Genomic DNA, 26,325 nt, shown 5'->3' with positions numbered 1-26,325 from the left:
GTTCGAACAAAAATTTCCCGCGGGCGACCCCGCACGCTTGAGATCAATTCAGGGGATGATCGGCCACGCGCCATTTCGGCCTCCCGACGTTGCGCGGCCAGGGATAGACCTCGAGATCGTTGAAATAGACGACCGCGGTCAGGCCCGGAAACTCCGCATGCGGCTTGTTGGCATCCGCCGCCCAGGCACGCACATAGTCATTGCTGCCTTCATAGCCGAATTCGGCGATGACGATCGGCTTGCCGAAACCCGCGACACGGTCGTAGCCGGGCTTCGTGCGCTCGACGAATGTCGTGTCGCGCCCGAATTCCAGCTTGTCATAGGGCTGATAGGCGAAGACCGACAGGCCGACGACGTCGACATAGCGGTCACCCGGATAGTAGGCTTCCAGCCCCGGCTCGCCCTTCGGCGACCACATGTATTGCGCCTTCGGCAGGCTCATGCGGCAGACATCGACGACATGCCGGTAGGCCTTCACATAGCCCTCCGGCTTCCAGAAGGCCCAGGTGAACTGGCCGCTCTTGTCGTCCATTTCCTGTGCCCAGCGGATCGTCACGGGGCTCTTCAGCTTGGCCGCCGCCGCGCAGATGCCTGCCATGTTGGTATCGTATTCTCCCGCAAGGATACCTTTCAGGAGATCGTCCGGGCTGACGCGCCAGTCGCGCGCCCAGGACCACGGCTCGACGCTGATCAGGAGCGAGCGCCCCCGTGCGCGGGCATAGTCGTCGGCGGCCGTGAGGGTCGCCAGATCGACATCCTCCCAGGGGAGGAAGAGGTGCTCGATCTTGGAGTTGGAATCATTGGCGAAATCGCCATGGGGATCGTAGGCACCCAGGGTCAGCGAACCCGTCGATATCACGGGGCGCTTGTCGTTGAAGCGCGTGTCGGTACTGGCCCCCGACACGTCGCCGGTCGCAAGGACGCTGCCGGACATGGCAACGCTGCCGAGCAGAACCACAGCCAGTTTCAAGAAATTTTGCATAACTTCTCCTCCCTCACTGTTCGGTTGACGGAGCTACGCCGAGCGCAGCTTGAATGGCGTCACGCTGCTGGGAGACCAGATCGGCGGCAACCAGCTTGCTGGCCTCATCACCCTTTTGGGGAATGGCATGGCGGAAGACATACCACTGCCCGTCGGGTTCACGTTTCTGATAGATCGTGCCCGCGGCGATCCGGTGGGAAAAACAGGACTTGATCGGCGCCGACCCTTCCTGCGTATGCCACGTCGCCTTGAGGCACAGGAGGCCGGTATCGGTGATGGCCCAGCGTCCTTCTGCCCAGGAGTTCCACTTCTCGCCGCGGACCCAGGCGCTGAACTGCCGGTCCGCCTCCCGCATCAGCCCCGCGCCGTTTTCCCATTGCCAGCTCTTGTCGCGGTAGAGCGTGTAGAGCTCCAGCGCCGTCATCGGACGGGCATCCGAGGGAATTGCGACGTTTTCGGCCCGGGCCGCCCCCGCAAGCAGGGATGCCGCCATGGCGAGCACCGCCAGCCTTCGGAACCGGCGCGGTTTCTGCTGCATTGTCGATTCATCTATGGTCAATGGAGCCTCCTGCGCTTTGGGGTTGGACATTCTCCGCCTTCCGGGCGAAGACGGCATGGCCCGGCACCTGGGAATGGCCGGTCGCGGTATGCGCTTCGTAGCGGTTCGCCGTCGAACGGCGGCCGATGGCCGAGACCCGGAAGCCCGCCTGTTCCGCCCTTGCGGGGTCGAACGCGTTGCGAAGGTCGACCAGAACGCCCTGGCGCATGATCCGCCGGAGACGCATAAGATCGAGATTGCGGATATCGTCCCACTCCGTCACGACGACCACGGCATCCGCATCGCGGGCGCATTCATAGGCGTCCGTATGGAGGTCGACATCCGACAGGACCCGCCGGGCATTTTCGGTTCCGACCGGGTCATAGGCCCGGATATGCGCGCCGAAACGCTGCAGCGTCTCGATGAGCGGGACGGCGGGGGCCTCGCGCATGTCGTCCGTATCGGGCTTGAAGGTCAGGCCCAGCACCGCGATGGTCAGTCCCTCGACGTCGCCGTCCAGGGCGTCGGTCACCTTGAGGGCCATCCGGCGCTTGCGCGCCTCGTTGGCCGTCACGGTCTCCTCGACGATGCGCAGGGGAACGCCATAGTCCTGGGCGGTCCGCAGCAGCGCCATCGTATCCTTCGGGAAGCAGGAGCCGCCATAGCCCGGCCCGGCATTCAGGAAACTCGTCCCGATCCGCTTGTCGAGCCCGATGCCGACGGCAAGCTGGCTGACATCGCTGCCCACCTGCTCGCAAAGATCCGCCAGCTCGTTGATGAAGGTGATCTTGGTCGCCAGGAATGCGTTGGCGGCATATTTTATCAGCTCCGACGTGCGGCGCTGCGTGACGATGATCGGCGTCTTGCGCGCCTTCAGCGGCACCCCGTAGAGTTCCGTCAGACGCGCGCGGGCACGATCGTCCTCGACCCCGACCACGACACGATCGGGCTCGAGGAAATCGCTGATCGCGACACCCTCGCGCAGGAACTCCGGGTTCGATGCGACGGAGAACGTCCCGGCCTCGCGGACCGATCCGATGATCTTCTGCACGATGTCGCCGGTGCCCACGGGAACGGTGGACTTCACGACCACGACCGTATCGTCGTCGATCAGCGGCGCCAGCTCACGCGCCGCCGAGAAGACGAAGGACAGGTCCGCATCGCCGTGGGCGGCGCGCGGCGGCGTGCCGACGGCGATGAGCACCATCGCCGCGCCCTTGACCGCCTCGAGCAGATCGCAGGTGAACGACAGGCGCCCTGCCCCGAAATTGCGCTCGACGAGTTCGTCGAGGCCCGGCTCGTAGATCGGCACGATGCCGTTCTGCAGAGCTGCGATCTTCTGCGCATTCTTGTCGACGCACGCGACCTGATGGCCCCAATTGGCAAAGCAGGCGCCGCTGACCAGTCCGACATAGCCGGTTCCAATAACTGCGATCTTCATCGTCTACAGTCTCCTGTTGCCTTTCACGACCACCGGACGCAGGACGCGCCAGTGGGGATTGAAGATGGTCCTGTGCACGTCATGACCGCCGACCCCCGCACCGGACACGGAGAAGCGGTTTTCAAAGAGGGCGAAGCTCTCCGTGCCCCAGGCCAGCGACTCGATGCCGTCCCGACCGCGCTCCGCCGCTGCGAAGCAGGGCAGCGCCACCAGGGCGGCGAGGCTTGCCGCCATCACCGGCCGGTAGGAACGGGCCGGATAGCGAACCCTGTTCTCGCGGGCGTGCTGAACGACGACCACGACGAGCAGCGCCGTGTAGATCGCCGCATTCATGATCGCGAAGATGTAGAAGCCCCGGCTGCTGTCATTTGCCTCCGGAATGAGCAGAACCGGCAGGATGGAAGCGATCGCCATGAAGGCGTAGGGCGCCAGCACGCGCAGCGGCAGGGGATCGACCTCGGACACGCCCTTCGGCGTGATGCGGAAATCGACGAACGAGCCCGTCGACCAGTCGCGCAGCGCCGCAAGCGTGCCCGCCAGCGCCCAGGGCCACCGCGCGAAGAGAAACAGCGTCACCTCGAAACTCAGCACTTTCGCGTCATGCGGCCGGAAGGTGCGCGAGGCGCGCCAGCCATAGGCCAGAAGGATCAAGAGGGCTGCCTGGGGCAGGTAATGGCCGAGGAAGTCGAGATAGGTGACCGTGACGAAATTGATCCCCGTCACCAGCGCGACGATCGGCAGGAGGAACATCAGCGCCATGAAGAGCGAGAGCAGCGGATACCAGAACTGTGCGAACATGAACTGGAATCTCAGGCGAAACGGCAGCGTGCGGCACAGTTTCGGCGAATATTGCAGGAGGATCATCATGAGGCTGCGCGACCACTGGAATTCCTGCGTCACGAGGTCGGCAAAGGTGCTCGGTCCGTCGCCATAGGCAATGGCATCGAGCGCATGCACCCCGCGCCATCCATGGGCGTTCATCATCATCGTGGTGGAATGGTCTTCGGCAAGCTCCGGGCCGAGGCCGCCGATCTCCTTCAGCGCCCTGGTGCGCACCGCATAGTGCGAGCCGAAGCAGAGCGGGGCGAAGCCGTTGTTGTAGCCGGCCTGCAAGGCGCCATGCATGCAGGCTTCCGCATAGAGGCGGCCGCGGGCCGCCCAGCTTCCTGCCGCATTGCGGCTGCAGATGCTCGGCGCGGAAACGTAGCCCACACCCGCATCGGCAAAGGGCCGCAGCATCTCGAAGAGATAGCCGGGCGCCGGCACGTGATCGGCATCGAGCTGCACGACGAAATCATAGCGGTCATAGCCGTACTGATCGTAGAAGAAGGCGAGGTTGCCTTCCTTGCAGCGCGTGCGCCGCGGCCAGACCTTGCGGTGATACTCCTCCCTCCCCTTCCGGGTCGAGACGAAGACGCCATTGCGGCGGCACCATTCGAGCGTCTCGGGGGTCGGATCTTCGTCGGCGAGCCAGGTATCGTGCGGCACCTCCTGGGCGAGCATGGCGCTCAGGGTTTCGGCAAGCAGCGAGAAGGGCTCGGAAGGCGCCTTCGTCACCACCATCGCCACGCGGCTGCCGCGCGGCAGCCTCAGCGGCCCGTTCGGCCGGCAGGCGCGGAAGGACAGAAAGACGAAGTAGGCCGGCAGCAGGGTGCCCCAAGCGAGGATCCCCGTCACCACTATCGACCCCATCCAGGAGGCATGATGGGCCGGCTGCAGCCACCAGATCCAGAAAACGCCAAGCGCGACGATCCAAAGGCCCATGCCGACGAGAAATCCCACCCGCTGCCAGCCGGTGAAGACCGGCACCATCAGGGGAACATCGCGGCTCCGGCTGCGGCCTCTCTGACGCCTCTTCATGCCCGCACCTCCAGGCCGAAGAACGGAGCGGCCGTGCGGATGATGGTATCGAGATCGGAATAGACGGCGCGGAAGCCCAGCGTCTCCGCCGCAAGCGCAGGATCCGCATAGAGCGCCGGAGGATCGCCGGCGCGGCGCGGGCGCAGCACGATGGGTACCGCGCGCCCCGTCAGGCGCCGGATGGATTCCAGGATCTCCCTGATCGAGGTGCCGCGCCCCGTGCCGAGATTGACGGCCAGGTTGCCGCCGCCGCCGAGCAGATGCTCGACCGCCAGCACATGCGCGCGGGCGAGATCGCCCACATGGATATAGTCGCGGATGCAGGTGCCATCCGGCGTGTCGTAGTCGTCGCCATAGACCTCCAGCACATCGATGCTGCCGGCGGCGGCCATCATGGCACGCGGGATGAGATGCGTTTCCGGATCGTGCGCTTCGCCGAGCTCACCATCGATATCCGCGCCGGAAGCGTTGAAATAGCGCAGCGCCACATAGTGCAGATCGTAGGCCGCCGCATAATCGGCCAGCATCTGCTCTGCGATCAGCTTCGTGCGGCCATAGGGATTGATCGGGCGCTGGCTTGCCCCCTCGCGGATCGGCAGGCTGTCAGGGACACCGTAGGTCGCGCAGCTCGAGGAAAAAATGAGGTTGCGCACCCCTGCAAGCCGGCAGGCCTCCAGCAGGGACAGGGTGCCGCTGACATTGTTGCGGTAGTATTTCGCCGGGTCCACGACGGATTCGCCGACATAGGCCGAAGCCGCGAAATGGATCACGGCGACCGGCTTGTCCTCATCGATCGCGGCGCCGAGCCTCTGCGTATCGAGGATATCGCCTTCGACGAGACGTCCCCAGCGCACGGCCTCCCGGTTGCCGGTCGACAGATTGTCGTAGACGACAGGCTCGAAACCCTGCGCACTCAACAGCTTTGCCGTATTGCTTCCGATGAAGCCGGCGCCACCGACGACAAGTACCTTTTTCCTGTCCATTGCCAGTGCCTTCTCGACGGCACGCGACGGCCCACGCCCCCGGCCATGCGCGGGAGTGATAGCGTCACTGCGGATGTGGTTCGGTTCAGACTGCCCGCCGTATCTACGCGACGACGGCGAATTCCTTGGCGGGAGGAGCCAACTGATGCTCGAAATAGGCGATCGTCGCCTTCAGGCCTTCCGCAAGCGCCACCGTCGGCGCCCATCCGAGCCCCCGCTCGGCCATGGTGATGTCGGGCTTGCGCTGGTGCGGGTCGTCGACCGGCAACGGGCGATACACGATCCTGGAGGACGACCCCGTCATGGCGACAACCTGCTCGGCCAGTTGCTTGACGGTGAATTCGCCGGGATTGCCGATATTGACCGGCGTGTGGATCGGGGCCGGACTGTTCATCAGCCGGTAGAAGCCTTCGATCAGGTCATCGACATAACAGAAGGAGCGGGTCTGGGAGCCATCACCATAGACGGTGATATCCTCGCCCTTCAGCGCCTGAACGATGAAGTTGGAGACGACGCGGCCATCGTCGGCCCGCATCCGCGGGCCATAGGTGTTGAAGATGCGCACGATGCGGATATCGACACCGTACTGCTGATGGAAGCTGTAGAACAGCGTCTCGGCAGACCGCTTGCCCTCGTCGTAGCAGGCGCGCGGGCCGAAGGAATTGACGTTCCCCCAGTAGCTCTCGGGCTGCGGATGCACATGGGGGTCGCCATAGACCTCCGACGTGGACGCCTGGAAGATCCGCGCCTTGTGATGGGCGGCGAGCTCGAGAAGATTGAGCGCGCCCAGCACGCTGGTCATCATCGTATGGACCGGATCGGCCTGATAATGCGGCGGCGAGGCGGGACAGGCGAGGTTGTAGATTTCATCGACCGCAACGTCTATCGGCTCGACAATATCATGGCGAACGAAGCTGAATGTGTCGTAGCGCAGCAGGTGGCGCAGATTATCCATGCGGCCCGTAGAGAAATTGTCCAGGCAAATGACGGTGTTTCCGTCTTTCAGCAGGCGCTCACAAAGATGTGATCCGAGGAATCCGGCACCACCAGCCACAAGAATACGCCGGTTGACTTTTAATTTCGGGGTGAAAGTGAAAGATTTATATGGCTTACCCACAGCATACTCCAATACAAAGGGGCAACCTCAGCAAATACAGATCAGTATCTGCGCGACTTTCATGCTTTATTAACTCTTTTCCTGTTATAGGATATTCAAATATAGTGGCGCAATATCAGCGAATCCGAAAACTTTCCAATTTATCCATTCTTTTGAGATGAGATTCTTTCTCCACTTTCGGAAAACCAGGCTGGATATATACCCAGTTCATTTGAGTGGATTTTGTACCGGAGCGGGAATGAGCCCGAAAAACTGCGGAAACTGCGTCGGGTTCGCAAGAATGCCTCGAATTTAAGAAGCCCCCTAAATGAATAGAGGGAGATCCGCAGACAGGTTCGCGTGAGAACCAAGCGGGGAAGTCATTTTTCACAGGTCAGAAAGCACAAAAATAGTACTATTGAAGGGTTCTAAATTTCTGGTTATACATGGTTGTGCACGACGAAAAGCACACCCGGATTTATCGCTACTGAAGACAGATTGCCGTTACTTCAATGCTCTCTCCGCAACAGACGCCCCTAAAAGCGTACGGAGAGCCGAACACGAACCGCTGTAGGCCGGTTGGAGCACAAGCACCCCAACAGGTTGGGGTAAGCAGGGTCAGAGCAATGGTTGACACTCGGTCAGGGCCGGATTTTGTCGAACGCAGGCGCTTTGCGCGCGTAACGCAGCCTCCGCTCGGCGTCGAGGAAGCACAGAATGGCGTGCTGTCCCCGCTGGATTTCACAACCGGCGACCTGCCGCCGCCCCAGCAGTTCGCCGCCTGGCAGGACTACATCTCCCCCCTGCTCGACGTGCATCTGCCCGAAAATGTCTATCCCGAGGATGGGTTTTCCGCCCAGCAGAGCGTGTGGAACCTTGGCGGCATGCTGATGATCCAGCACAGCAGCCCGGCCGTCGGCTACGCGCGCCTGCCCGAAAAGGTCCGGTTGAGCCCCCTCGATCATTGGCACATCATTTTTCTGCATTCAGGCCAGAGCTGGACGGAGGTCGATGGCCGGGTTGCCAGGAACGAGCCGGGGCTGGTGGAAATCCGCTCGCTTGGCCGCCCGTTCCGCGGGCGCAAGCTGGCCACGGAATCGATCGGCCTGATCGCCCCCGTCGATCTGTTTTCCGATCACGGAGGTCTGCCGGCAGCCAGCAACAATGTCGTGCTCGGCGGCCACCGGGTCCGGCTGCTGGCGGATTATGTCGCCAGCGTCGAGGCCAATCTGCGCTTCCTCACGCATGACGACCTCAACAACGTCAAGGAACGCCTGCGCGAAATGGTGTTCGAGGCGGTAACACCGCTGGTGGAACGCAACGCCGGTGGGGATCAGGTTTCGGACATGGGGCTGATGGCGCGCGCAAGGCGTTTCATCGCGGGCAATATCGCCTCGCCCGATCTGACCGCCGAAGCACTCTGCAAGCAGCTGGCAATCTCCCGGACCCGGCTCTACGAGCTGTTCGAAACATCGGGCGGCGTTGCCAACTACATCCGCCGCCGCCGTCTGCTGGCGGCCCACGCCATGCTGTCGGACCCGTCCGACAGCCGCAAGGTTGCCGAGATCGGCGCCGCGATCGGAATCGATTCCCCGGCAAATTTCAGCCGTGCCTTCACGCAGCAGTTCGGCTACAGCCCCAGCAACATCTACAAGCACACGCAGGATCACAAGCCTGTGCTGGCCAAGGGGCATGCGGGCAAGGACGGTGGGCGACCGGAAACCTTCGAAGGCATGCTGCGCACGCTGGGTCTCTTCTGAGAGGCGCCGGAGGACGGCGACCAGCGTCTGGAGCCAGTCAGCTTCATGCCGAACCTGACTGGCTCCAGAGTTCTTTGTTTCCGTTTGTCTTGTCAGGAAAACCGGGTTCCACTTTTCCCTGACAAACTCTAGAGCAAAAGATCGTAGAACGCCTTGCCGACCTTCGTCAGGTCGCCATCGGCATCCAGCAGCTGCGTGTTGATATGCCAGCCGTCGCCGCCGTCATAGGCCCCGAACCAGGCATGGCGCTTGACGAAGTCGAGGCTGTCCATCATGCGCGTCGCGGCATCGGCGAAAGCGGCGATCTGCTTGGTGCTGAAGCGGTCGGGATTGTCCCAGTCCACCAGGGCCCATTCCGTCACCCAGACCGGCTTGTCATAGGCCTTCTGAACGTTTTTCAGGAATTTCTTGAATTCCCCGATGCTCGGATTTTCCGAGTAGTAGTGGACGGCGATGAAATCGACGTCATACCCCTTCTTGTCCGCAAGGTTCATGAACTTGCCGAGCCAGGAGTTCTTGCCCAGGGTCTCGGGCGTCGTGACGGCGGGCGAGCCGAGCGTGAGGCCGGTCTTCATCAGTTTCGGCCAGAGCTTTATCGCCTCCGCCACCGTCAGGTTCGACTGGTCCTTGTTGTCGGGCTCGTTGAAGCCGAGCAGATAACCCGATTTCGTGTCCTTCAGCGCCTTGATGTTCGTGGTGCTGAGGTCCGTCTTGCCCCAGATCATCGGCACGAACCGCGCATCGGCAAGCCCCTGTGCGTGTCCCTTGCCCTGCGGCGTGGACAGGGGATCGGGCCGCCAGTTCGTATACCAGCCGAAATCGAAGATATCGAGATCGCTGAAGGCGCTCGCGTCGGAATCGATCTCCCAGGTGCCGATACCAACCTTGCCAGGATTCTTCAGGGACACCGTGCCACCGACCTTCGCCGCGCCATGATCGAGCGACGCTTCCGAGAATTCCGAATGCCACGCCTCCTCCCGGTTGCTCCGGAAGATGAAGTTGTCTTCCAGGAACGGACGCTGATCGAGGCGGAGCAATCCGCTTCGTTCCAACCAGTCACTTGCCGTCAAAGCGCGCTGCACGTGCTCCCCACCGAGGCCAGGACCCCGGGATTCCGAGATCTACAGGCGTCAAGCGTGGCACAGAAGCGTATATATCCCCGGAATCGATCTGGTTAACACATTACTAAATTAACAGGGCCGCATGGACATCATGCCCGCACCGACAAACCATTCTTTTAACCCGAATAATTCATGAGGGGTTGGCGGATGTGGTTCAAGCCGTTGAAATGACGTAGGATTTGGTTGCTTACGCCGATCCGCGTCGTTTCTGGGAGACCGCACCCGCCATGAATGATCCTACGCTAGCGCTGCCCGGTTTGTCATCTGTTCGCGGCAAGTGCGTTGTCGCCCGTTTTGATGGCGGCATGCTGTCGTCCAACAGTGGGGTTCTCGCTCTTGCCGAAGTCGAGAAGCGGCTGCGGGTGGCTGACCGTCTGGCGCGCTGCATCGACGATCCGCGCTGCCCGGACCAGACCATCCATAGCCTGGCCGACATGATCGGCTTTCGCATGAAGATGATCGCTGCCGGCTACGAGGATGGCAACGATGCCAACCGTCTGCGTTCCGATCCGGTCTTCAAGATGGCCCAGGACGCGCTGCCGTCGGGTCGTAACCTGGCCTCGCAATCGACGATCTGCCGGCTGGAGAACCTGCCCGGCGTGCGGGAACTGGTGGCGATGGGCCGGGCGATGGTCGACCTTTACTGCGTCTCTTTCCGGCAAGTTCCCAAGCGGATCGTGCTCGACATTGACGACACCTTTGACGCCGTGCATGGCGGCCAGCAATTGCGGCTGTTCAATGCCCATTACGATGAATATGGCTTCCAGCCGATTGTTGTGTTCGATGACGCGGGACGGTTCGTCGGTGCGGTTCTGCGACCGGCAAAGCGGCCGAGCGGGGTCGAAATCCGTCCCCACTTGCGCCGCCTGGTGCAGGCGATCCGGAGCAATTGGCCGAACACCCGGATCCTGATCCGGGCCGACAGTCATTACTGCAGCCCGCAGGTCATTGACTGGTGCCGCGCCAACCATGTCGACTTCATCTTCGGTCTCGCGCCCACCACCACCTTGCGCAAGCATGTCGCAGACCTGGAAACCAGCACGGTGGCGCGGTTCGAAGCGTCGGCGAAGACGGGCAAGGTCCGCAGGTTCAAGGAATTCTTTGATGGCGCCGCCAGCTGGAGCCGCGTCGAGCGCATCATCGCCCGCGTCGAGGTTGGCGCCCAAGGCGCCGACACCCGCTTCATCGTCACCAACCTTGCAGGTGGCAAGGCCAAAGCGCTCTACGAGGACGTCTACTGCCGGCGTGGAGCGGCCGAGAACCACATCAAGTCATGGAAGACGCATCTCGCCGCCGACCGGACCTCCTGTACGAGAGCGGCGGCCAACCAGTTCCGGCTGTTCTTGCATGCTGGCGCCTACTGGTTGATGTGGGGCCTGCGCGCCGCAATGCCGAAACGATCCAGCTTTGCCGTCGCCCAATTCGACACGCTGCGACTGCGCCTCATCAAGATTGCCGCGCGCGTGGTCGAGATGAAAACCCAGATCCGCCTGCACCTGCCGACATCCTGCCCGGATCAGCGCATCCTGCGCATCGTCCTGGATCGCATCCCGCGGCTCGTGACATAGCCAACGGGGCGCTGACGCCCCAAAACGACCCCTGACCTCAACCTGCAAACCCCGCCTTCCATCGCGACGGATCAACTCCGGCGACTGGAAAAACTTGCCTGCGGTGTCGCGCAGCCAGCAAAAGCCTCGCATCTCGTCGCCAAAACGGCCCGCGCCATGCATTAAGGCGGTTAACTGAACCATGTTAGAGAGCCGCCCAACAATGGAGATCATTCATGGCCGCTCCGTCCGTGGACTATCAATCACGCCCTGGCGGCTACCTCGAAAAGCTGCGCGATCGTGATGCCTGGCTGGCCGTTCTCCTGATCGCAGTTCTTCCAAACGCGCTCTTTATCCTTGCATCGCCATGGCTGATCGTGCGGCGCCTGCCCAGTCCGGCCATCTATCTTGCCGCAGCCGTCCTCTCGCTCGCCCTGCCAAGGCCCTTCAGCTACCTGCTCTTTCTTCTGGCTGCGGCGATCGACGGTTTCGTCATCATATGCCTGATGTTCGACATGCCCTTCGATGTCTCCCTCGCCTCCCTGCGCTTCCTGACGGAAATCGATATCGGCGCGTCCTTCCTGTATGTCGCCGGCACGGTCTGGTTCATCGTCCTTGCCTTGGCGTCCGCCTATTTGATCAACCGCTATCGTGACAGGTTGCGCGCCGCATCGCTCATCCCGTTGATCATCGCGGTCGCGGCGGTCATCTGGATCGACCGAAGCGTCAATCTGTACAAGCCCGGCAAGCCCGCAGCATTCGAGAGCGCAATGCAGCAGGCGAACCTGACGTCGGACATGATCATTCGCAACGACAGAAACGTGCTGCTGGTGCTGGTCGAGGGAATGGGCGCCTTCGCGGATCCGCAAGAGCGCAGCCTACTTGAAAGCAAGCTGCGTGACGCGGCCGGGAACCGGTTCAAGCTGACACACGGCGTGAACGCGCACTATGGCTCCACCAGCGGCGCGATCTCCCGGGAACTGTGCGGCAGATGGGGTACTTTCACCGACTATCTCGCCGATAAACGCTATGATTGCCTTCCTTTCAGGCTCGCCGACGCCGGCTTCGCGACGATCAGCTATGACGGTTTCAAGGGCGGGCTCCTTGCCCTGCGAGACTGGTATCCGAGCATCGGACTCAAGACACTGAACTTTCGCGACGACCTGGAGAGAGATCATCCGTCCGAGTTTACCCGCCAATGCGGATCCGCTTTGAAGGGGCTCTGCGACAGTGATGTCGGAAAGCGCGTCCATCGCGAGCTTGCCGCGTCGAACGGCCAGCGAAAGTTCGTCTATTGGCTCACGCTGAACAGCCATCTGCCGTATGTTCCCGTCGAAAACGGCCCCCTGGCATGCAATTCGGCTCAGGCCCGGATAACCGACCGCATTCCGTGCGAGCTGACGGAAATCTGGATGGAGGTGTTCGACGCCGTCGCCGCGATCGCCGCCGATCCGGACCTGCCGCCCCTCGACATCATGGTCGTCGGCGATCACAACACGCCGATGTGGTCCCGGGCTGCGGCCAACCATTTCCGCACCGGCCTCATCGACTGGTATCGATTGGAATATGTTGCAAACCGCTAGGGAAACAGCGGATCTTGCGGGCGGGACGGCAACATCCGATCCGGAGAAACCGCCTTTTCCGCGAGGGGATCTCCAAGAAGGCAAAAGCCGTCATTGATCGGGGCGGGAACCCTCTGTAGTCCAGTGCAATGAGATCCCTGAGTCTCCTCCTCCTGTCGGCCGTCCTTGCCTTCTGCGCCAGCCTCGCCGTCGCGGGTCTGTTTCTTCCGGTCTACAGCCTTTTCGAGGGTGGGACGCACAGCTGCCTGGCGGGCGGCCTTGCGCAGTGCCTGTCCTGGATCCCCCTCAGTGCTCTTTTCTACGGGCCGCTGTTCTCCATCGTCGGCGTCGTGCTCGGCACGCCGCTTGTCATGACGATCCTTGCATGGCGCGCATGAGCGCGGCAGGTTTCGGCTCCGGCGCACAGCATACCGAAATGGCCCACGCCAGGCCGGACCTGCCGGCCGGGTGACCAAACAGGCTGCGTGCCGGGCGTCCCCCTCCCCCCAAGGACGGGGCGGCTGTGCCCCCTTCGACAACCGGCTCTTTTCTCCATGCCGGAGAAGACCGCAGTGTTGGAAAGGGACGGGACGCCAACGCAAGGCAGTGTGTTTTCCCCTCCCCCAGCCCCCTGCGCCAAAGTATTTCCGGTGAAAGCGGGTTTACTGGAGGCCTTCTATCTCCTTGTTTTTCCGCATTGTCCGACGCCGAAGCGATCCCGCTTCGGCTGGCAATGCTCAAGGCCCCGCAGCCGTCTCCTGCCGACAACAGCACAGCCCCCTTGCGTATCCAAAAATGTTATCGTAAATTGGCGCCAATCTTGGATACCATTTGCAAGGCAGAGACGTGATGATGAATTCCGATGCCATCTGGGGCCTCATCGAGGCGAAGCGGGCGGTGTTTTTCGACCTCAGCGACCGGGTGTGGGACACGCCCGAAACGAACTATGCGGAACATGCCGCCGCCGAGGCCCATGCAGCGGTTCTGGACGCGGAAGGCTTTCGTGTCGCGCGGGGCATGGCGGGCATGCCGACGGCGGTGATGGGGGAAGCCGGGCAAGGCGGTCCGGTCATCGCCATTCTCGGCGAATTCGATGCGCTGCCGGGCCTCAGCCAGGTGGCGGGGCTTGCCGAGGAGCGGCCGCTCGTTGCCGGCGGCAACGGGCATGGCTGCGGCCACAACCTGCTCGGCGCGGGCGCGCTGATGGCCGCCACCGCGGTCAAGGACTATCTGGCGGCACACGGGCTTGCCGGACGCGTCCGCTACTATGGCTGCCCCGCCGAGGAGGGCGGCTCCTCCAAGGGCTTCATGGTACGCGCCGGCCTGTTCGATGACGTCGACATCGCGATATCGTGGCATCCGGCGCCCTTTGCCGGCGTCAACAATCCCGTCTCGCTCGCCTGCAACGAGATCGACTTCCATTTCTCCGGCCGTGCCGCCCATGCCTCCGCCACACCCCATCTCGGGCGCAGCGCGCTCGATGCCGTCGAGCTGATGAATGTCGGCGTCAACTATCTGCGCGAGCACATGCCCTCCAGCGCCCGCATCCACTATGCCATCACCGACGCTGGTGGCCATGCGCCGAATGTCGTGCAGGCCCGCGCCTCGGTGCGCCATCTCGTGCGCGCCCGCAGCCTGCCGGAACTGCATGCCCTCTCGGCCCGCGTGCGCGCCGTCGCCGAGGGCGCGGCGATGATGACCGGCACGGCCGTCACGAGCCAGATCGTCAGCGGCGATGCCAATCTCGTCGGCAACACGCCGCTCGAGACCCTCATGCACCGCCATCTCGAACGGCTCGGCCCGCCGGCCTTCGACGCGGCCGACCGCGCCACGGCGGAAGCGTTCCAGAAGACCTTCACCGCCGAGGACATCGCCTCGGCCTTCGAACGTTTCGGGCTGAAGCTGCGGCGCGGCGTGGCCTTGTGCGACACGATCTTTCCGCCCGAAAGCGGCGCGGGCACGCTGGTCGGCTCCACCGATGTCGGCACGGTGAGCTGGGTCGTGCCGACGGTGCAAATGCGCGGGGCGACCTATGCGATCGGCACGCCCGGCCATTCCTGGCAACTCGTGGCGCAGGGCAAGCTGCCCGCCGCCCACAGGGGCATGGAACACGCCGCCAAGGTGATGGCCGCAACGGCGCTCGACCTCATCGCAGATCCCGCCCTCATCGCTGCCGCAAAGGCCGATCACGCCGCCCGGCTCGACGGCACGCCCTTCGTCAACCCCATCCCCGACGACGTCGATCCTCCATTGCCGGTGAAGTCCAATGCGTAATCCGCCTCGTCCCGACCGCGCGCGCCTCGCCGCACATATCGAAGAGTTCGCCCGCCGCATCAAACTCTCCGGCACAATGGAAGAGCGCGAGAGCTTTCGCTATCTCGAACGGGAGATGGCGTCCTACGGCTACCGGACGGAACTCCTCGCCCACGACGCCTATATCAGCCTGCCCGGGCGTGCCCGCATCGAGGTCGGGGGCGAAAGCCTGCGATGCATCACGCATTCCATGTCTCTTTCGACCCCGGCCGAGGGAATTTGCGCACCGCTTGTCTATATCGGCGACGGCAGCGCCGTGTCCTTCGCCTCGAACAGCGTCTCCGGCAAGGTTGTTCTGGTCGACGGGATCGCCGACGAACAAGTAACCGCACTGGCCGCCCTCCATGGCGCGGTGGGTCAGATCCATATCAGCCCAAACGAACATCTCTACGAGATGTGTGTTTCGCCGGTATGGGGCAATCCTTCGCAGATAACGCGGCCGCTGCTGCCATCCACGGTCGTTTGCACCATCGCCTGTGATGACGGGGCTGCCCTGAAGGCGCGCTCACTGAGCGATGAAACCCTCTCCGTGAAGCTCTGGACCGAGGTGGATACCGGCTGGCGAAAGACGCCGCTCCTTGTCGCCGAGTTGCCGCCGGCGAACGCGGAGCACACCGACCATCCGTTCGTTCTGCTGTCCGGCCACCACGACACATGGCACTACGGCGTCATGGACAATGGCGGCGCCAACGCCACCATGCTCGAAGCAGCGCGGTTGCTTGCCGAGCGACGCGACCTGTGGAGGCGCGGCCTCAGGCTCTGCTTCTGGTCCGGGCACTCCCATGGTCGCTATTCCGGATCGGCCTGGTATGCGGATGAACACTGGGATGAACTCAACCGGCGTTGCGCCGTCCATGTCAACGTCGATTCGACCGGCGGCGCGGGGGCAAGCGTTCTTGCAAACTCGGCGGTCATCGACGAGCTGAAGACGCTTGCCGCCGAGGAAATCGAGGCGGTGTCCGGCCAGATTCACGCGGGTCGCCGCCACCAGCGGGTTGCAGACCAGTCTTTCTGGGGCATCGGAATACCTTCGATGTTCGGAAGCATCAGCCATCACCCTCCCGGCGGCGTGAAGCGCCCTTCGGCCCATGGCTGGTGGTGGCACACGCCGCACGACCTGATCGAGCACATGGACCTCGACAACCTCGATCGCGATACGGCAATCGTCCTGGCCGTGCTGTCTCGCCTGCTCATCGATCCGGTCCTGCCGTTGGACTATACGGCCTTCACCGCCTCGATGCGTTCGGAACTCTCGGCGCTGGTAGCCGGCCTCGATGGCCGTCTTGATATCACCGGTCTGCTCGGCCGCCTCGATGCGCTTGAGGCGGCGGCCCGAACCGTGAACGAAATGGCCAAGAGCGCGCGTGAAGGCCAGCGGGCCGAGATCGACCGCGCCCTGATGCGTGTGTCGCGTGCCCTCGTGCCGATCAACTACACGAGCGGCAATCGGTTCAGCCATGACAGCGCGCTGCCGCATCCTGCCTGGCCCTCGCTTTCCGGCCTCCGCACGCTCGCAGAGCTCTCCGAAGACGCTGCGGACACCGCCTTCCATGTCGTCTCCGCACGACAAAGCAGAAATCTCGTCACCCATAGCCTTGGGGAGGCACAGGCGGTGCTTGCCGCCCTCATCGAGCGCAGGGAACGCTGACAAAACGCATCATTTCACCGCGGCACAACCGAGAGACATTCGGCAATAAAAAGGGAACGGAAAGATGAAACGGAATGCATGGATATCGGCAATTCTCCTGAGCAGCATTGCCCTTGCGGCGTCTACGGCCGCCGCCAAGGACTGGACCCATGTCCGGGTGGGCATAGAGGGTGCATTTCCGCCATGGAATGCGCTCGACGCGAAGGGGCAACTGTCCGGCTTCGACGTTGACCTGATCAAGGACATATGCGCCCGCGCCAAGGTCGAATGCGAGTTGCAGGCGGGCGAGTGGACGAGCCTCATACCCAGTCTGAATGCCGGGAAATTCGACCTCGTCATGACGCTCGGCATCAACGAGAAGCGCAAGAAGGTCGTTGACTTCACAGTTCCCTACGCCAGTGGCGTCGCAACGTTCCTGATTGCCAGGGACGGACCGGTCGCAGAACTCCCCATGACGGGAGAACGCCTCAATCTCAACGACAAGCAAAAGGCTGAGCCGGTCATGGCGGAGATCGGCAAGCGCCTCGAAGGCAGAACGATCGGTGTCGTGCAGTCGACCAGCCAGGAGCAGCTCATCAACGCGTATTTCGGCGACGCCGTCACGGTCCGCACCTACAAAAGTTCGGGTGAACGCGACCTCGACATCAAGGCTGGCCGCCTCGACGCAGGCTTCGACAGCGGCGTCTACGGCACGAAGATGCTTGCCGAGCCGGGCAACGAGACCCTGGCGATGACCGGCCCGCTGGTGAAAGGCGCAATGCTGGCGACGGAAGTCGCCATGGGTATGCGCAAGGGCGAAGTCGAGTTGAAAGCCAAATTCGACGAGGCGATCAAGCAGGCCGCTGCCGATGGTGTCATTCGCGCCCTCTCCACGAAATGGAGCAAGCTTGATCTAACCCCTTCCTACCAGTGAACCGAGCCCGCCGGGTGGGTCTTTCAGGACCCATCCGGCCCTCGTCAGGCGGACACACCACAATGAACAGATGGCCAAACTCGATACCGGCGGGCCGGGGACCCTTCTCGCCATGAGCCAACCCAGCATCCTCGATCTCGTAAGCTTCGGGCCGAACGGCTGGGGCCAGGCGCTGGCCGCCGGCGCCACCATGACGATCCTCATCGCGCTGGCCGGCTTCTTCATCGGCGGCCTGATCGGCACGGCGGGCGCCTGGGCGAAGATTTCCGGCGGGCCGGCCGTGCGGTTCGCCGCGGAAACCTACACGACGGTGCTGCGCGGCATTCCGGACCTGCTCGTCATCTACCTCTTCTATTTCGGCGGCAGTGCCGTCGTCAGCGCGGTCGGGCGGCTGTTCGGGGCGGAGGGTTTCGTCAGTTTTCCGGGCTTTCTGGCCGGCGCCCTTGCCGTCGGCGTCACCTCGGGCGCGCAGCAGACCGAGGTCTTTCGCGGCGCCTTCCGCGCCGTGCATCCCGGCGAGCTGGAGGCGGCAACCGCCTGCGGCATGGGCCGGGCGCTGAAATTCCGCCGGGTCGTCGCGCCGCTGACGCTGCGCCATGCCCTGCCCGGCCTCGGCAATGTCTGGCAGGTGGTGCTGAAGGAATCCGCTCTCGTCTCGGTCACCGGCGTCGTCGAGCTGCTGCGCCAGGCGCAGATCGGCGCGGGCTCCACCAGCCTGCCCTTCGATTTCTACCTGATCGCGGCGCTGATCTACCTCGCCATATCCACCCTGTCCGGCTTTCTGCTCCACACCTCGGAGCGCCGGTTCTCCCGCGGCGTCAGGAGGGGCTGATGGACATCGTCTTTCTCTGGGAAACCTTCGTCAGCCTGCTTGGCGCCCTGCCGCTGACGCTGGAGCTTGCGGCAACCGCCATCCTGCTCGGCGCGGGCCTCGCCCTGGCGCTGGCGCTTGCCCGGCTTTCCGGCATTTTCCTGCTCGACTGGTCCGCCCGGCTCTATGTCTTCCTCTTCCGCGGCACGCCGCTTCTGGTGCAGATCTTCCTCATCTACTACGGCCTCAGCCAGTTCCCGGCCGTGCGGCACTCCTTCCTCTGGCCGGTGCTGCGCGAACCCTACTGGTGCGCCGTCCTGGCGCTGATGCTGAACACGGCCGCCTATGCCAGCGAGATCATCCGCGGCGGCCTGCTCTCCGTGCCGCATGGACAGGTCGAGGCCGCGCGTGCCTGCGGCATGCCGCGCTTCATGATCTTCCGCCGGGTCGTCCTGCCGCTCGCCATTCGCCAGGCGCTGCCGGGCTACGGCAACGAGATGATCGCCATGGTGAAAGCGACCTCGCTCGCCTCGATCATCACGCTGATGGAAATCACCGGCGTCGCGGCGCGCATCATCTCGGAAAGCTACCGGGTGATCGAGGTCTTCGTCGTCGCCGGCGCGCTCTATCTCGTGCTCAATTTCGTGCTCACCCGGCTCGTCGCCGCGCTCGAACACCGGCTGAGCCCGGCGCAGCGCCGGCCGCTGCCCCTGCCCTCCTCCGCCGCCCTTTCGGGAGAAACCCCTTGACCCAGACCCACACCGCACCGCCCGTCGCCATCGCCGTGCGCGACCTGAAGAAGCGCTTCGGCCCCATCGAGGTGCTGAAGGGCATCAGCCTGGAAGCACGCGAGGGCGAGGTCGTCTCGATCCTCGGCTCCTCCGGCTCCGGCAAGTCGACGCTGCTGCGCTGCATCAACCTTCTGGAAGTGCCTGATTCCGGCTCGATCTGCGTCGCGGGCGAGGAAATCCGCCTGAAGGCCGCCGGCGATGGCCGCAGCCGGCCGGCCGATGCGCGGCAGGTCGACCGCATCCGCGCCGAACTCGGCATGGTCTTCCAGAGCTTCAATCTCTGGTCCCATCGCACCGTCCTGGAAAACGTCATCGAGGCGCCCGTCCATGTGCTGAAGCGCCCGCGCCGCGAGGCGATCGAGGAAGCCGAGGCGCTGCTGGCCAAAGTCGGCATCGCCGACAAGCGCAACCACTATCCCGCCCACCTCTCCGGCGGCCAGCAGCAGCGCGCCGCCATCGCCCGGGCGCTCGCCATGCGGCCCAAGGCCATGCTGTTCGACGAGCCCACTTCCGCGCTCGATCCCGAGCTCGTCGGCGAGGTGCTGCGCGTCATGCGTGGCCTTGCCGAGGAAGGCCGCACCATGCTGGTCGTCACCCATGAGATGGGTTTCGCCCGCGACGTGTCGAACCGCGTCGTCTTCCTCCACCAGGGCGCCATCGAGGAGGAAGGCACGCCTGACGAGGTCTTCACCCGCTCCGGATCCGCCCGGTTCCGACAGTTCATCAGCGCCTGAGCGCGTTTCAGCCGCAAAACGCCACCGCCACCAAACAAAAGGGGAATGCACATGAAGAACACAGCCAAGATCGCCCTAGCGGCCCTCGGCCTCGCCACGACCGTCACGGCCGGCGCGGCCATGGCGGAGGAGAAGACGTGGACGACGGTGACGATCGCCACCGAGGGCGCCTTCCCGCCTTACAACCTCACCAAGCCCGACGGCACGCTCGACGGCTACGAGATCGAGCTCAGCAAGGTTCTCTGCGCCCATATGAAGGTCGAATGCACCATCGTGCCGCAGGCCTTCGACGGCATCATCCCGGCGCTGAACGCCGGCAAGTTCGATGCCATCATGGCCGGCATGTCGGCGACGGAAAAGCGCAAGGAGGTCATCGACTTCTCGCTGTCCTACGGCAGCACCGGCCAGGCTTTTGCCACCCTGAAGGGCAGCGACCTCGAAAACATGCCGATGAAAGGCGAGCTTTTCTCCCTTGCCTCCAACGAGGCGGGCGCCCGCAAGGCCGCAGAAGACCTGAAGCCGCTGCTCGAAGGCAAGACCATCGGCGTGCAGAGCGCCTCGATCGCCGCCCGCTTCATCGACGAATACCTGAAGGGCGCCGTCGAGGTACGGGAATACAAGACGACCGAGCAGCACGACCTCGACCTCATCGCCGGTCGGGTCGATCTCGTCATGGCCTCCATGGGCTACCTGATGACCGCAGCGGAAAAGCCGGCCAATGCGGACATGGCCATCGTCGGCCCGCGCTTCCAGGGCGGGTTCCTCGGCGCCGGCAGCTCGGTCGGCCTGCGCAAGAGCGATCCGGAGCTGAAGGCGCTGTTCGATGCCGCCATCACCGCCGCCAAGGACGACGGCACGATCAAGCGCCTGTCGGAAAAGTGGTTCGGCTTCGACCTGACGCCGCGCTGATGCCCGGTTGAAGCCAGCAAGAGCAAATCCCTGATCGAACGCGCCCTGCAAGGATCCCGGAAACGGGCGGCTTGCAGGGCGCGAGCGGCCGTCTGTTGACAGCCCGTCGCGGCTACCCTACAGCGGAGGCTCCCGAGAGAAGGAGATTTATGCGCAGAGGTCCCGTCTGAGCCGCCCTATGCGGTGCTGCCCGGCATCCCGGATGCCGATCCCCTTTGCATATCCATCTTTCTGTGGAGTTTTCGTGAAAAACGACATCATTCTCCGTGCCTATGACCCGGCATCGGACCTCAAGACCCTGTCCAACATCTGGTTCGACGCCTCGCTGAAGGCCCATGCCTTCCTGGGCGAACCGCGTCTGCGCGCGCAGCAGACGCTGATCGAAACGACCTACCTGCCCGCAGCCGAAACCATCGTCGCCTGCCATCGCGAAAGGCCCGTTGGTTTCATCAGCCTGCTCGACACCTTCGTCGGCGGCCTGTTCGTCGCGCCGGGCCAGCAGGGCCGCGGGATCGGGCGCACCCTGATCGCCGAGGCGCTTGCCCTGAAGGGCGAGCTGGTGCTGGAGGTCTATACGCGTAATGCCGAGGCCTTTGCCTTCTACGGCGCCCTCGGCTTTGCGGAAATCTCCCGGCGGCCGAGCGACGACGAAGGCCTGCCGTTCGAAAATGCCCGTCTGCGCCTGAAAGCCTGACGGCCGGCCGGAGCAGCACGCCTGCTCCGGCTCTTTTCGCCACTCAGCTGCGGATCGGCGCCTGGCGGATGTGGATTTCGATCAGCCGCTTCAGCTCCGCGACATCGCCGGCCGCCAGCGCATCGACCATCAGGTGGTGCTCGCGGGCGGATTGTTCGATGCGCGCGCGGGTGCGCCACTGGGAGACCGGCGCGGAGGCCGTGCGCTGGCGGATTTCCGCGACGAGTTCGACAAGTTCGAGATTGCCCGAAAGGAGCAGCAGCGCCCGGTGGAAGGCGAGGTTGGCGTCGTAGTGCTCGATGATCGTGCCGCGAAAGGACATATCGTCGAATTGCCGGGCAAGGCCGCGCAGGGTCTCGATCGCCTCGGGTGTCGCATGAGCGACCATCCGGTCGGCAACGGACGTCTCCAGGATCACGCGGATGTCGCTGATCTCCTGCGTGCGGGCATCGTCGACCTCGTAGACCTGGTAGCCGCGGTTGGGAATGTGCTGCACCAGCCGCTTCTGCGACAGACGGTCGAGCGCCCGGCGCACCTCCGGCCGCGTGCAGGCGTAGCGGCGTTCGAGGTCGATCTGCTTCAGCCAGGTGCCTGCCGGCAGGGTTCCCGTCAGGATATCCTGCAACAGGAGATCCGTGACATCCCGTTCCTCCGCCTCGAGTGCCGCTTCCGTCTGTGCCGCCCGCATCGTCCGTCCCGCTTTCTGACCGCGCGCCGCTCTGCTTCGATCGCGGAATTGGCGCCATTTTTGGAGAAACTATGATAGCTGCCCGCGCAATTCAATGCGGATTGCCGTTTTCAGTCAAAAGCTTGCCGAGTTTCCCGTCCTGCCACCCTGCAGCATCAGTCATCCCCGACCGCCCGTCCCCGCTCCAGCGCCTGCAGCATTGGATAGATGCTGAACGCCCCACGGCCGGCCTTTTCGGTGAGATCGCGGAGATAACCGCCGGGCGAGCGAATGGCTTCACCCCGTTGCAGGAGCGCGGCGATCACCACCGCGGCCGCCTGTTCGCCCATCGCGGCCTTGGCCTTGCGCCAGGCATCAGGCGAAATGCCGAGCATCGAGCGCACGAGGTCGGCCGCTGCCAGGAGATCGGCCCAGCTGGTAACGCCATCTCGTCCGTAATCGGCGATATCGGGGCAAAGTTTGACCAGCCGAGCAAGGCTGATCGCCATCTTCTGCTCCGGTGCCGGCCGTGCCTCGTTCACCGCCTTCGCCTTTTGAGTTTCTCGGCTATAGGATTCAAATTTTTGGTCTGTGTTTGAATTCTGTATATGCTGCTCAGTCTGAAGGTCACTGCCGCTCAATTCTTCTTCCGAAAGGCTTGAGAGATAAGCGTTTTCCACTTTGGCCCGAAGATGCAGCAAGGCCTCTCGCCGATCGGCCAGGAGATCGCAGGCAGCGCGGCGGCCAAGCCCGGCGGCAAGCTGTGCAAGACGTGCGGCGTAATCCAGCCAGTCGCCAGCCCTGCCCTCTTCCAGGGCCGTGGCAACGATCTTGGCGATGTCACGCTGGTGCAGCGTCACCTCGCCGCGCAGGGCCCGCTGAGCGCGATCCTCTGCCCGCACGGTCTCTGCCGCCTCGAAAATCTCGCCGGCCCGCAGCGCCAGCGGCGCCAGGTCGAAGCCGAAGGCATCCTCCAGCGCGCCCGCCTCGTCCCGGCGGCAGAAGCGCTTGCCGTTGGCGCTGTCGCGGCGGAAGATCATGCCGGCCTCGACGAGCGCTACGATATGGCGCCGGATCGTCGCCGGGGCCATGCCACGCGCGCGCAGCGAAAGCTCGCGATTGGAAGGAAAGACGATGATCGGCGCCGTGCCGTCGAGCTCGCGCTCCGTGGCGAAGGAGACGAGCGCCTCCAGCACGCTGATCGTGCGGTCGCCGATGCCGTAGACCCGGCGGGCTTCCGTCACGGCGCGCATGAGCTGCCATTTGTCGGCGCGCCCGGTGTCGTTGCCGCCTTCGCCGGCACGCAGCTTCTCCTGTCGCTCCGTTGTCGCGCGCTGCCTCAGGAAAAGGCGCGCACTCATCCGTCCGCCGCCAAAAGGCGTCGTTGCAATCTGCTCCATCATTGTCGGGTCCCCTTTTCCGAGGCAAGGAAGTCCCGTCAACGCCGGCCATCAGGCAGACGAAGGTCTTTGTTTCGCGCGGCAACAGGGCCGGACGACTCTTGACTTTGACTGTTGGAAGTGATTCTCTCGAATTGCTACATAGAAGAGGGCTTCCGAAATGGTGACGTTTTGGGGGCCTTTTTTCTTGTCTCCGCGTATCCTTCCGCTGGTTTCTCAGGTGTTTGCCAGCCGCTCACGCGGCCGAATCAGGTGTTTACCTGCTCAGTCCTTCTCCGCCTTTTCGGCAAGAAAGACTGCATAATCCTCCCGCAGGCGGCTCTTCAGCGCCGCGATGAAGGCCGGATCGACATCTTTCGCGAAAGAAAGACGCACCGCTTTACCCTTGCGCTCGACCGTGGCAAGCAGCGCGCCGTCAGCCCGGACGATCTCCTCAGCAGCAGCCGGCGCCTTCTGCGCCGGGCGCAGCAGGCGGTCAAACAGCATCTGGAAGCGCTCGTCGCTCGCTGCCGTCGCAAAGCGCGCGGAGGTCGTCTCGTCGTCCGCCTTCTCGATCTCCGCTCCGTTGCCGTTCGCAAACAGCGCGCCGAGCGCCATCCAGCGCTCGCGCCCCGCCTTCGGCGCCGGGCCGATCGCGCGGATAAAGCGCAGCGGCACCGCATCGGCCACCTGCAGCAGCCGCGACAGTTCGCTCTTCTGCACCGCCAGCGCATCGCAGACGAGCCTGCGCTCAAAACTGCGGCCGACAAGCGTATGGGCAAAGAGCGCGCGCTCGATGAAGCTCAGATTGCGCCGCTCGGCATTTTCCTTGCCCTGGGCGAGCACCAGCTCGTCATCGGTGAGCGGCCGCACGACCGCCTTGACCTTGACGCCGAGACGGCGGGCCGCCTTCAGACGGCGGTGACCGTAGGCAACCTGGTAGCGGCCTTCACTCTCGCCTGCCCCATCCGTGGCGAAGGACGGGCGCACGAGGATGGGCACCTGCTGGCCGTTCTCGCGCATGCTTTCGACAAGCGCAAGAAAGTCCGGATCGTCGCGCTCCTCGTCGGAGAGACGGTCGCTGACGAAGGAGACGTCGATCCGCCCGGTATCGAGCGAGACGATGCGCTCGCCCTCTTCCAGAGCCTGGCGCAGCACCCGTGCCTCCTCCGCCTCGCGGGTGATGGAGGACAGCGTGAGCCCCATCGCCTTGACGGCGCCGGAGGACGTGCGCCCCGGCGTGGCGGGTGTCTCGGCGACGGGGAGCGATTTCGTCTCGGGCGCGCGCTCCGCGCCGGCGGGCAGGATATCCCCGCCGAACAGCGCCTTGATCGAGTTCTTACGGTCGCGGCCGGTCATCATGTGCGACCCCATGCGCTGTGAACGAGCTGTTCGATTTCCTGGTTGACCGCCTCGAGCGAATCCATCGCCCGGTCATAGGTCCCGCGGGAAAAATTCTCGCGGCCGACCTCATAGAGTGTTTGCTTGGTGAGGCCGGCATCGGAGACGGCGGTGGATTTCAGCATGGTCGAGGTCAGGACGCGGTTGCCGAAGAGCGAGCGCAGGAACCCGACGATCTGCGCCTGCGGCCCGTCATGCGGCTCGTAGCGGGTAACGAGATAGCGCAGGAAATCGAAATTGAGCTGGCCGCCCGCCTCGCGCACCACGCCGAGCAGATCCGAGGTCATGAACAGGAACTGGCTCATCGAGGCAACGTCGAGCATCTGCGGATGCACGGTGACGATGACCGAGGTGGAGGCGCAGAGCGCCGAGAGCGTGAGATAACCGAGCTGCGGCGGGCAATCGATGACGACGACGTCGTAGTCGTCGGCGACTGAGGCGAGCGCCGCCTGCACGCGGGTGAAGAACAGGCCGTGCGCCTCCCCTGCCCGGCGCTCGGCAAGCGCACGCGGTGTCGCATGCTCGAATTCCTGCAGTTCCAGATTGCCGGGCACGAGATCGAGATTGTGGAAATAGGTTTTTCGAACGATGGCGGACAGCGGACGGGCTTCGCCGTCATAGCGGATCGCGCCGTAGATCGTGTCGTTGCCGGCAAGGTCGAGTTCCGGCTGATAGCCGAAGAGCGCCGAGAGCGAGGCCTGCGGGTCGAGGTCGATGGCAAGCACCCGGTGGCCGGTCATGGCGAGATGCTGGGCCAGATGCACCGTGGACGTCGTCTTGCCAGAGCCGCCCTTGAAATTGGTGACCGAGATGATCTGCAGGTGTTCACCACGCGCCGGATCGCGCCACTTCACATAGGAACGGGCCTTTGCCGCATTGCCCTTGGCGCGCGCCTGTTCGGCGAGGTGATGGCGCAGCGCATCGATATCGGCGAGCGAATACATGCGCCGGCCGCCCGGACCGGTCGCCAGCTCCGGTCCTTCGCCCGCCAGCGATATCTGCCTGAGATAGCCGTCCGAAACGCCGATCAGCCGCGCCGCCTCGCCCGAGGTGAAGCTGCGCAGCGTCTTCTGCGAAGTCGGCGGAAACAGCCGGTCGCGCATGGCCTGGAGCTGCACGGACAGCGCCTGTGCGTCTTCCGCAATGGTTTCGTCGGCCGGGCGAAGCGTCGACAT

At 63.8% G+C, this 26,325-nt stretch carries 23 protein-coding genes; 12 read left to right on the top strand and 11 right to left on the bottom strand.

The window, feature by feature from the left end:
- Positions 1 to 43: 43 nt before the first annotated feature.
- The 6 genes from K0P03_RS29175 to K0P03_RS29150 form a co-directional block, all read right to left on the bottom strand.
- Positions 44 to 982 carry a glycoside hydrolase family 26 protein gene (locus K0P03_RS29175; RefSeq protein ID WP_023515729.1) on the bottom strand — a complete coding sequence of 313 codons (939 nt, stop codon included), beginning with the start codon at positions 980 to 982 and terminating at the stop codon, positions 44 to 46.
- A 13-nt stretch (positions 983 to 995) separates the two neighbouring features.
- Entirely contained in the window at positions 996 to 1,520 is a 525-nt protein-coding gene (locus tag K0P03_RS29170; protein WP_037404977.1) for a DUF995 domain-containing protein, read from the bottom strand.
- A 7-nt stretch (positions 1,521 to 1,527) separates the two neighbouring features.
- Positions 1,528 to 2,961 (bottom strand): UDP-glucose dehydrogenase family protein, encoded by a 1,434-nt coding sequence (locus K0P03_RS29165; RefSeq protein ID WP_023515727.1) that lies wholly within the window; start codon positions 2,959 to 2,961, stop codon positions 1,528 to 1,530.
- Between the two features lie 3 nt (positions 2,962 to 2,964).
- The gene (locus K0P03_RS29160) at positions 2,965 to 4,821 is read right to left on the bottom strand and encodes a glycosyltransferase family 2 protein (protein WP_272791417.1); all 1,857 of its coding nucleotides are present in this window, start codon (positions 4,819 to 4,821) and stop codon (positions 2,965 to 2,967) included.
- Positions 4,818 to 5,804, bottom strand: a complete 987-nt coding sequence (gene galE, locus K0P03_RS29155) for a UDP-glucose 4-epimerase GalE (RefSeq protein ID WP_272791416.1) — start codon at positions 5,802 to 5,804, stop codon at positions 4,818 to 4,820. The genes K0P03_RS29160 and galE overlap by 4 nt, the downstream gene beginning before the upstream one ends.
- Before the next feature lie 103 nt (positions 5,805 to 5,907).
- Positions 5,908 to 6,921: a UDP-glucuronic acid decarboxylase family protein gene (locus tag K0P03_RS29150; protein ID WP_024269950.1), complete on the bottom strand. Its 1,014-nt coding sequence runs from the start codon at positions 6,919 to 6,921 to the stop codon at positions 5,908 to 5,910.
- A gap of 605 nt (positions 6,922 to 7,526) precedes the next feature.
- Between K0P03_RS29150 and K0P03_RS29145 the strand changes: the two genes are divergently transcribed.
- Positions 7,527 to 8,660, top strand: a complete 1,134-nt coding sequence (locus tag K0P03_RS29145; protein WP_272791415.1) for a helix-turn-helix domain-containing protein — start codon at positions 7,527 to 7,529, stop codon at positions 8,658 to 8,660.
- Positions 8,661 to 8,788: 128 nt separating this feature from the next.
- Here K0P03_RS29145 and K0P03_RS29140 read toward each other — a convergent pair whose 3' ends face one another.
- A complete protein-coding gene (locus K0P03_RS29140) occupies positions 8,789 to 9,697 on the bottom strand; it encodes a glycoside hydrolase family protein (protein ID WP_023512717.1) in 909 nt (302 codons plus the stop codon).
- 311 nt (positions 9,698 to 10,008) lie between these two features.
- Here K0P03_RS29140 and K0P03_RS29135 point away from each other — a divergent pair, with 311 nt between their 5' ends.
- The 11 genes from K0P03_RS29135 (at position 10,009) to K0P03_RS29085 (ending at position 21,703) form a co-directional block, all read left to right on the top strand.
- Positions 10,009 to 11,349, top strand: a complete 1,341-nt coding sequence (locus tag K0P03_RS29135) for an IS1380 family transposase (RefSeq protein WP_050746896.1) — start codon at positions 10,009 to 10,011, stop codon at positions 11,347 to 11,349.
- Positions 11,350 to 11,564: 215 nt separating this feature from the next.
- Entirely contained in the window at positions 11,565 to 12,911 is a 1,347-nt protein-coding gene (locus tag K0P03_RS29130; RefSeq protein WP_050744263.1) for a hypothetical protein, read from the top strand.
- Between the two features lie 128 nt (positions 12,912 to 13,039).
- Positions 13,040 to 13,288, top strand: coding sequence for a hypothetical protein (locus K0P03_RS29125; RefSeq protein WP_023512719.1), 249 nt, complete (start codon positions 13,040 to 13,042; stop codon positions 13,286 to 13,288).
- A 451-nt stretch (positions 13,289 to 13,739) separates the two neighbouring features.
- Positions 13,740 to 15,164, top strand: a complete 1,425-nt coding sequence (locus K0P03_RS29120; protein WP_272791414.1) for a M20 family metallopeptidase — start codon at positions 13,740 to 13,742, stop codon at positions 15,162 to 15,164.
- Positions 15,157 to 16,851 (top strand): M28 family peptidase, encoded by a 1,695-nt coding sequence (locus K0P03_RS29115; RefSeq protein ID WP_272791413.1) that lies wholly within the window; start codon positions 15,157 to 15,159, stop codon positions 16,849 to 16,851. Before K0P03_RS29120 ends, K0P03_RS29115 begins: the two co-directional genes overlap by 8 nt.
- A 64-nt stretch (positions 16,852 to 16,915) precedes the next feature.
- The gene (locus K0P03_RS29110; protein WP_272791412.1) at positions 16,916 to 17,764 is read left to right on the top strand and encodes a transporter substrate-binding domain-containing protein; all 849 of its coding nucleotides are present in this window, start codon (positions 16,916 to 16,918) and stop codon (positions 17,762 to 17,764) included.
- Between the two features lie 112 nt (positions 17,765 to 17,876).
- Positions 17,877 to 18,596 (top strand): ABC transporter permease, encoded by a 720-nt coding sequence (locus K0P03_RS29105; protein WP_037404989.1) that lies wholly within the window; start codon positions 17,877 to 17,879, stop codon positions 18,594 to 18,596.
- Entirely contained in the window at positions 18,596 to 19,324 is a 729-nt protein-coding gene (locus K0P03_RS29100) for an ABC transporter permease (RefSeq protein ID WP_023514193.1), read from the top strand. The genes K0P03_RS29105 and K0P03_RS29100 overlap by 1 nt, the downstream gene beginning before the upstream one ends.
- Positions 19,321 to 20,100, top strand: a complete 780-nt coding sequence (locus K0P03_RS29095; protein ID WP_050744267.1) for an ABC transporter ATP-binding protein — start codon at positions 19,321 to 19,323, stop codon at positions 20,098 to 20,100. The genes K0P03_RS29100 and K0P03_RS29095 overlap by 4 nt, the downstream gene beginning before the upstream one ends.
- Before the next feature lie 51 nt (positions 20,101 to 20,151).
- Complete coding sequence (locus K0P03_RS29090) at positions 20,152 to 21,009, top strand: transporter substrate-binding domain-containing protein (RefSeq protein WP_130516782.1); 858 nt, start codon at positions 20,152 to 20,154, stop codon at positions 21,007 to 21,009.
- Between the two features lie 202 nt (positions 21,010 to 21,211).
- A complete protein-coding gene (locus tag K0P03_RS29085; RefSeq protein ID WP_443020621.1) occupies positions 21,212 to 21,703 on the top strand; it encodes a GNAT family N-acetyltransferase in 492 nt (163 codons plus the stop codon).
- Between the two features lie 43 nt (positions 21,704 to 21,746).
- Here the strand turns inward: K0P03_RS29085 and K0P03_RS29080 are convergent, their stop codons facing one another.
- The 4 genes from K0P03_RS29080 to repA all read right to left on the bottom strand — a co-directional run bounded on the left by K0P03_RS29080 (position 21,747) and on the right by repA (position 26,325).
- A complete protein-coding gene (locus K0P03_RS29080; protein WP_272791411.1) occupies positions 21,747 to 22,391 on the bottom strand; it encodes a GntR family transcriptional regulator in 645 nt (214 codons plus the stop codon).
- Between the two features lie 155 nt (positions 22,392 to 22,546).
- On the bottom strand, positions 22,547 to 23,773 hold the full coding sequence (repC, locus tag K0P03_RS29075) for a plasmid replication protein RepC (RefSeq protein WP_272791410.1): 1,227 nt from the start codon (positions 23,771 to 23,773) through the stop codon (positions 22,547 to 22,549).
- Between the two features lie 261 nt (positions 23,774 to 24,034).
- Entirely contained in the window at positions 24,035 to 25,108 is a 1,074-nt protein-coding gene (repB, locus tag K0P03_RS29070) for a plasmid partitioning protein RepB (protein ID WP_272791556.1), read from the bottom strand.
- Positions 25,108 to 26,325, bottom strand: coding sequence for a plasmid partitioning protein RepA (gene repA, locus K0P03_RS29065; protein ID WP_023516093.1), 1,218 nt, complete (start codon positions 26,323 to 26,325; stop codon positions 25,108 to 25,110). Before repA ends, repB begins: the two co-directional genes overlap by 1 nt.

This window comes from Shinella sp. HY16 (genome assembly GCF_028534175.1).
GTDB lineage: Bacteria > Pseudomonadota > Alphaproteobacteria > Rhizobiales > Rhizobiaceae > Shinella.
Note: the sequence above shows the minus strand (reverse complement) of the source record. Positions and strands in the feature narration are given on the sequence as shown.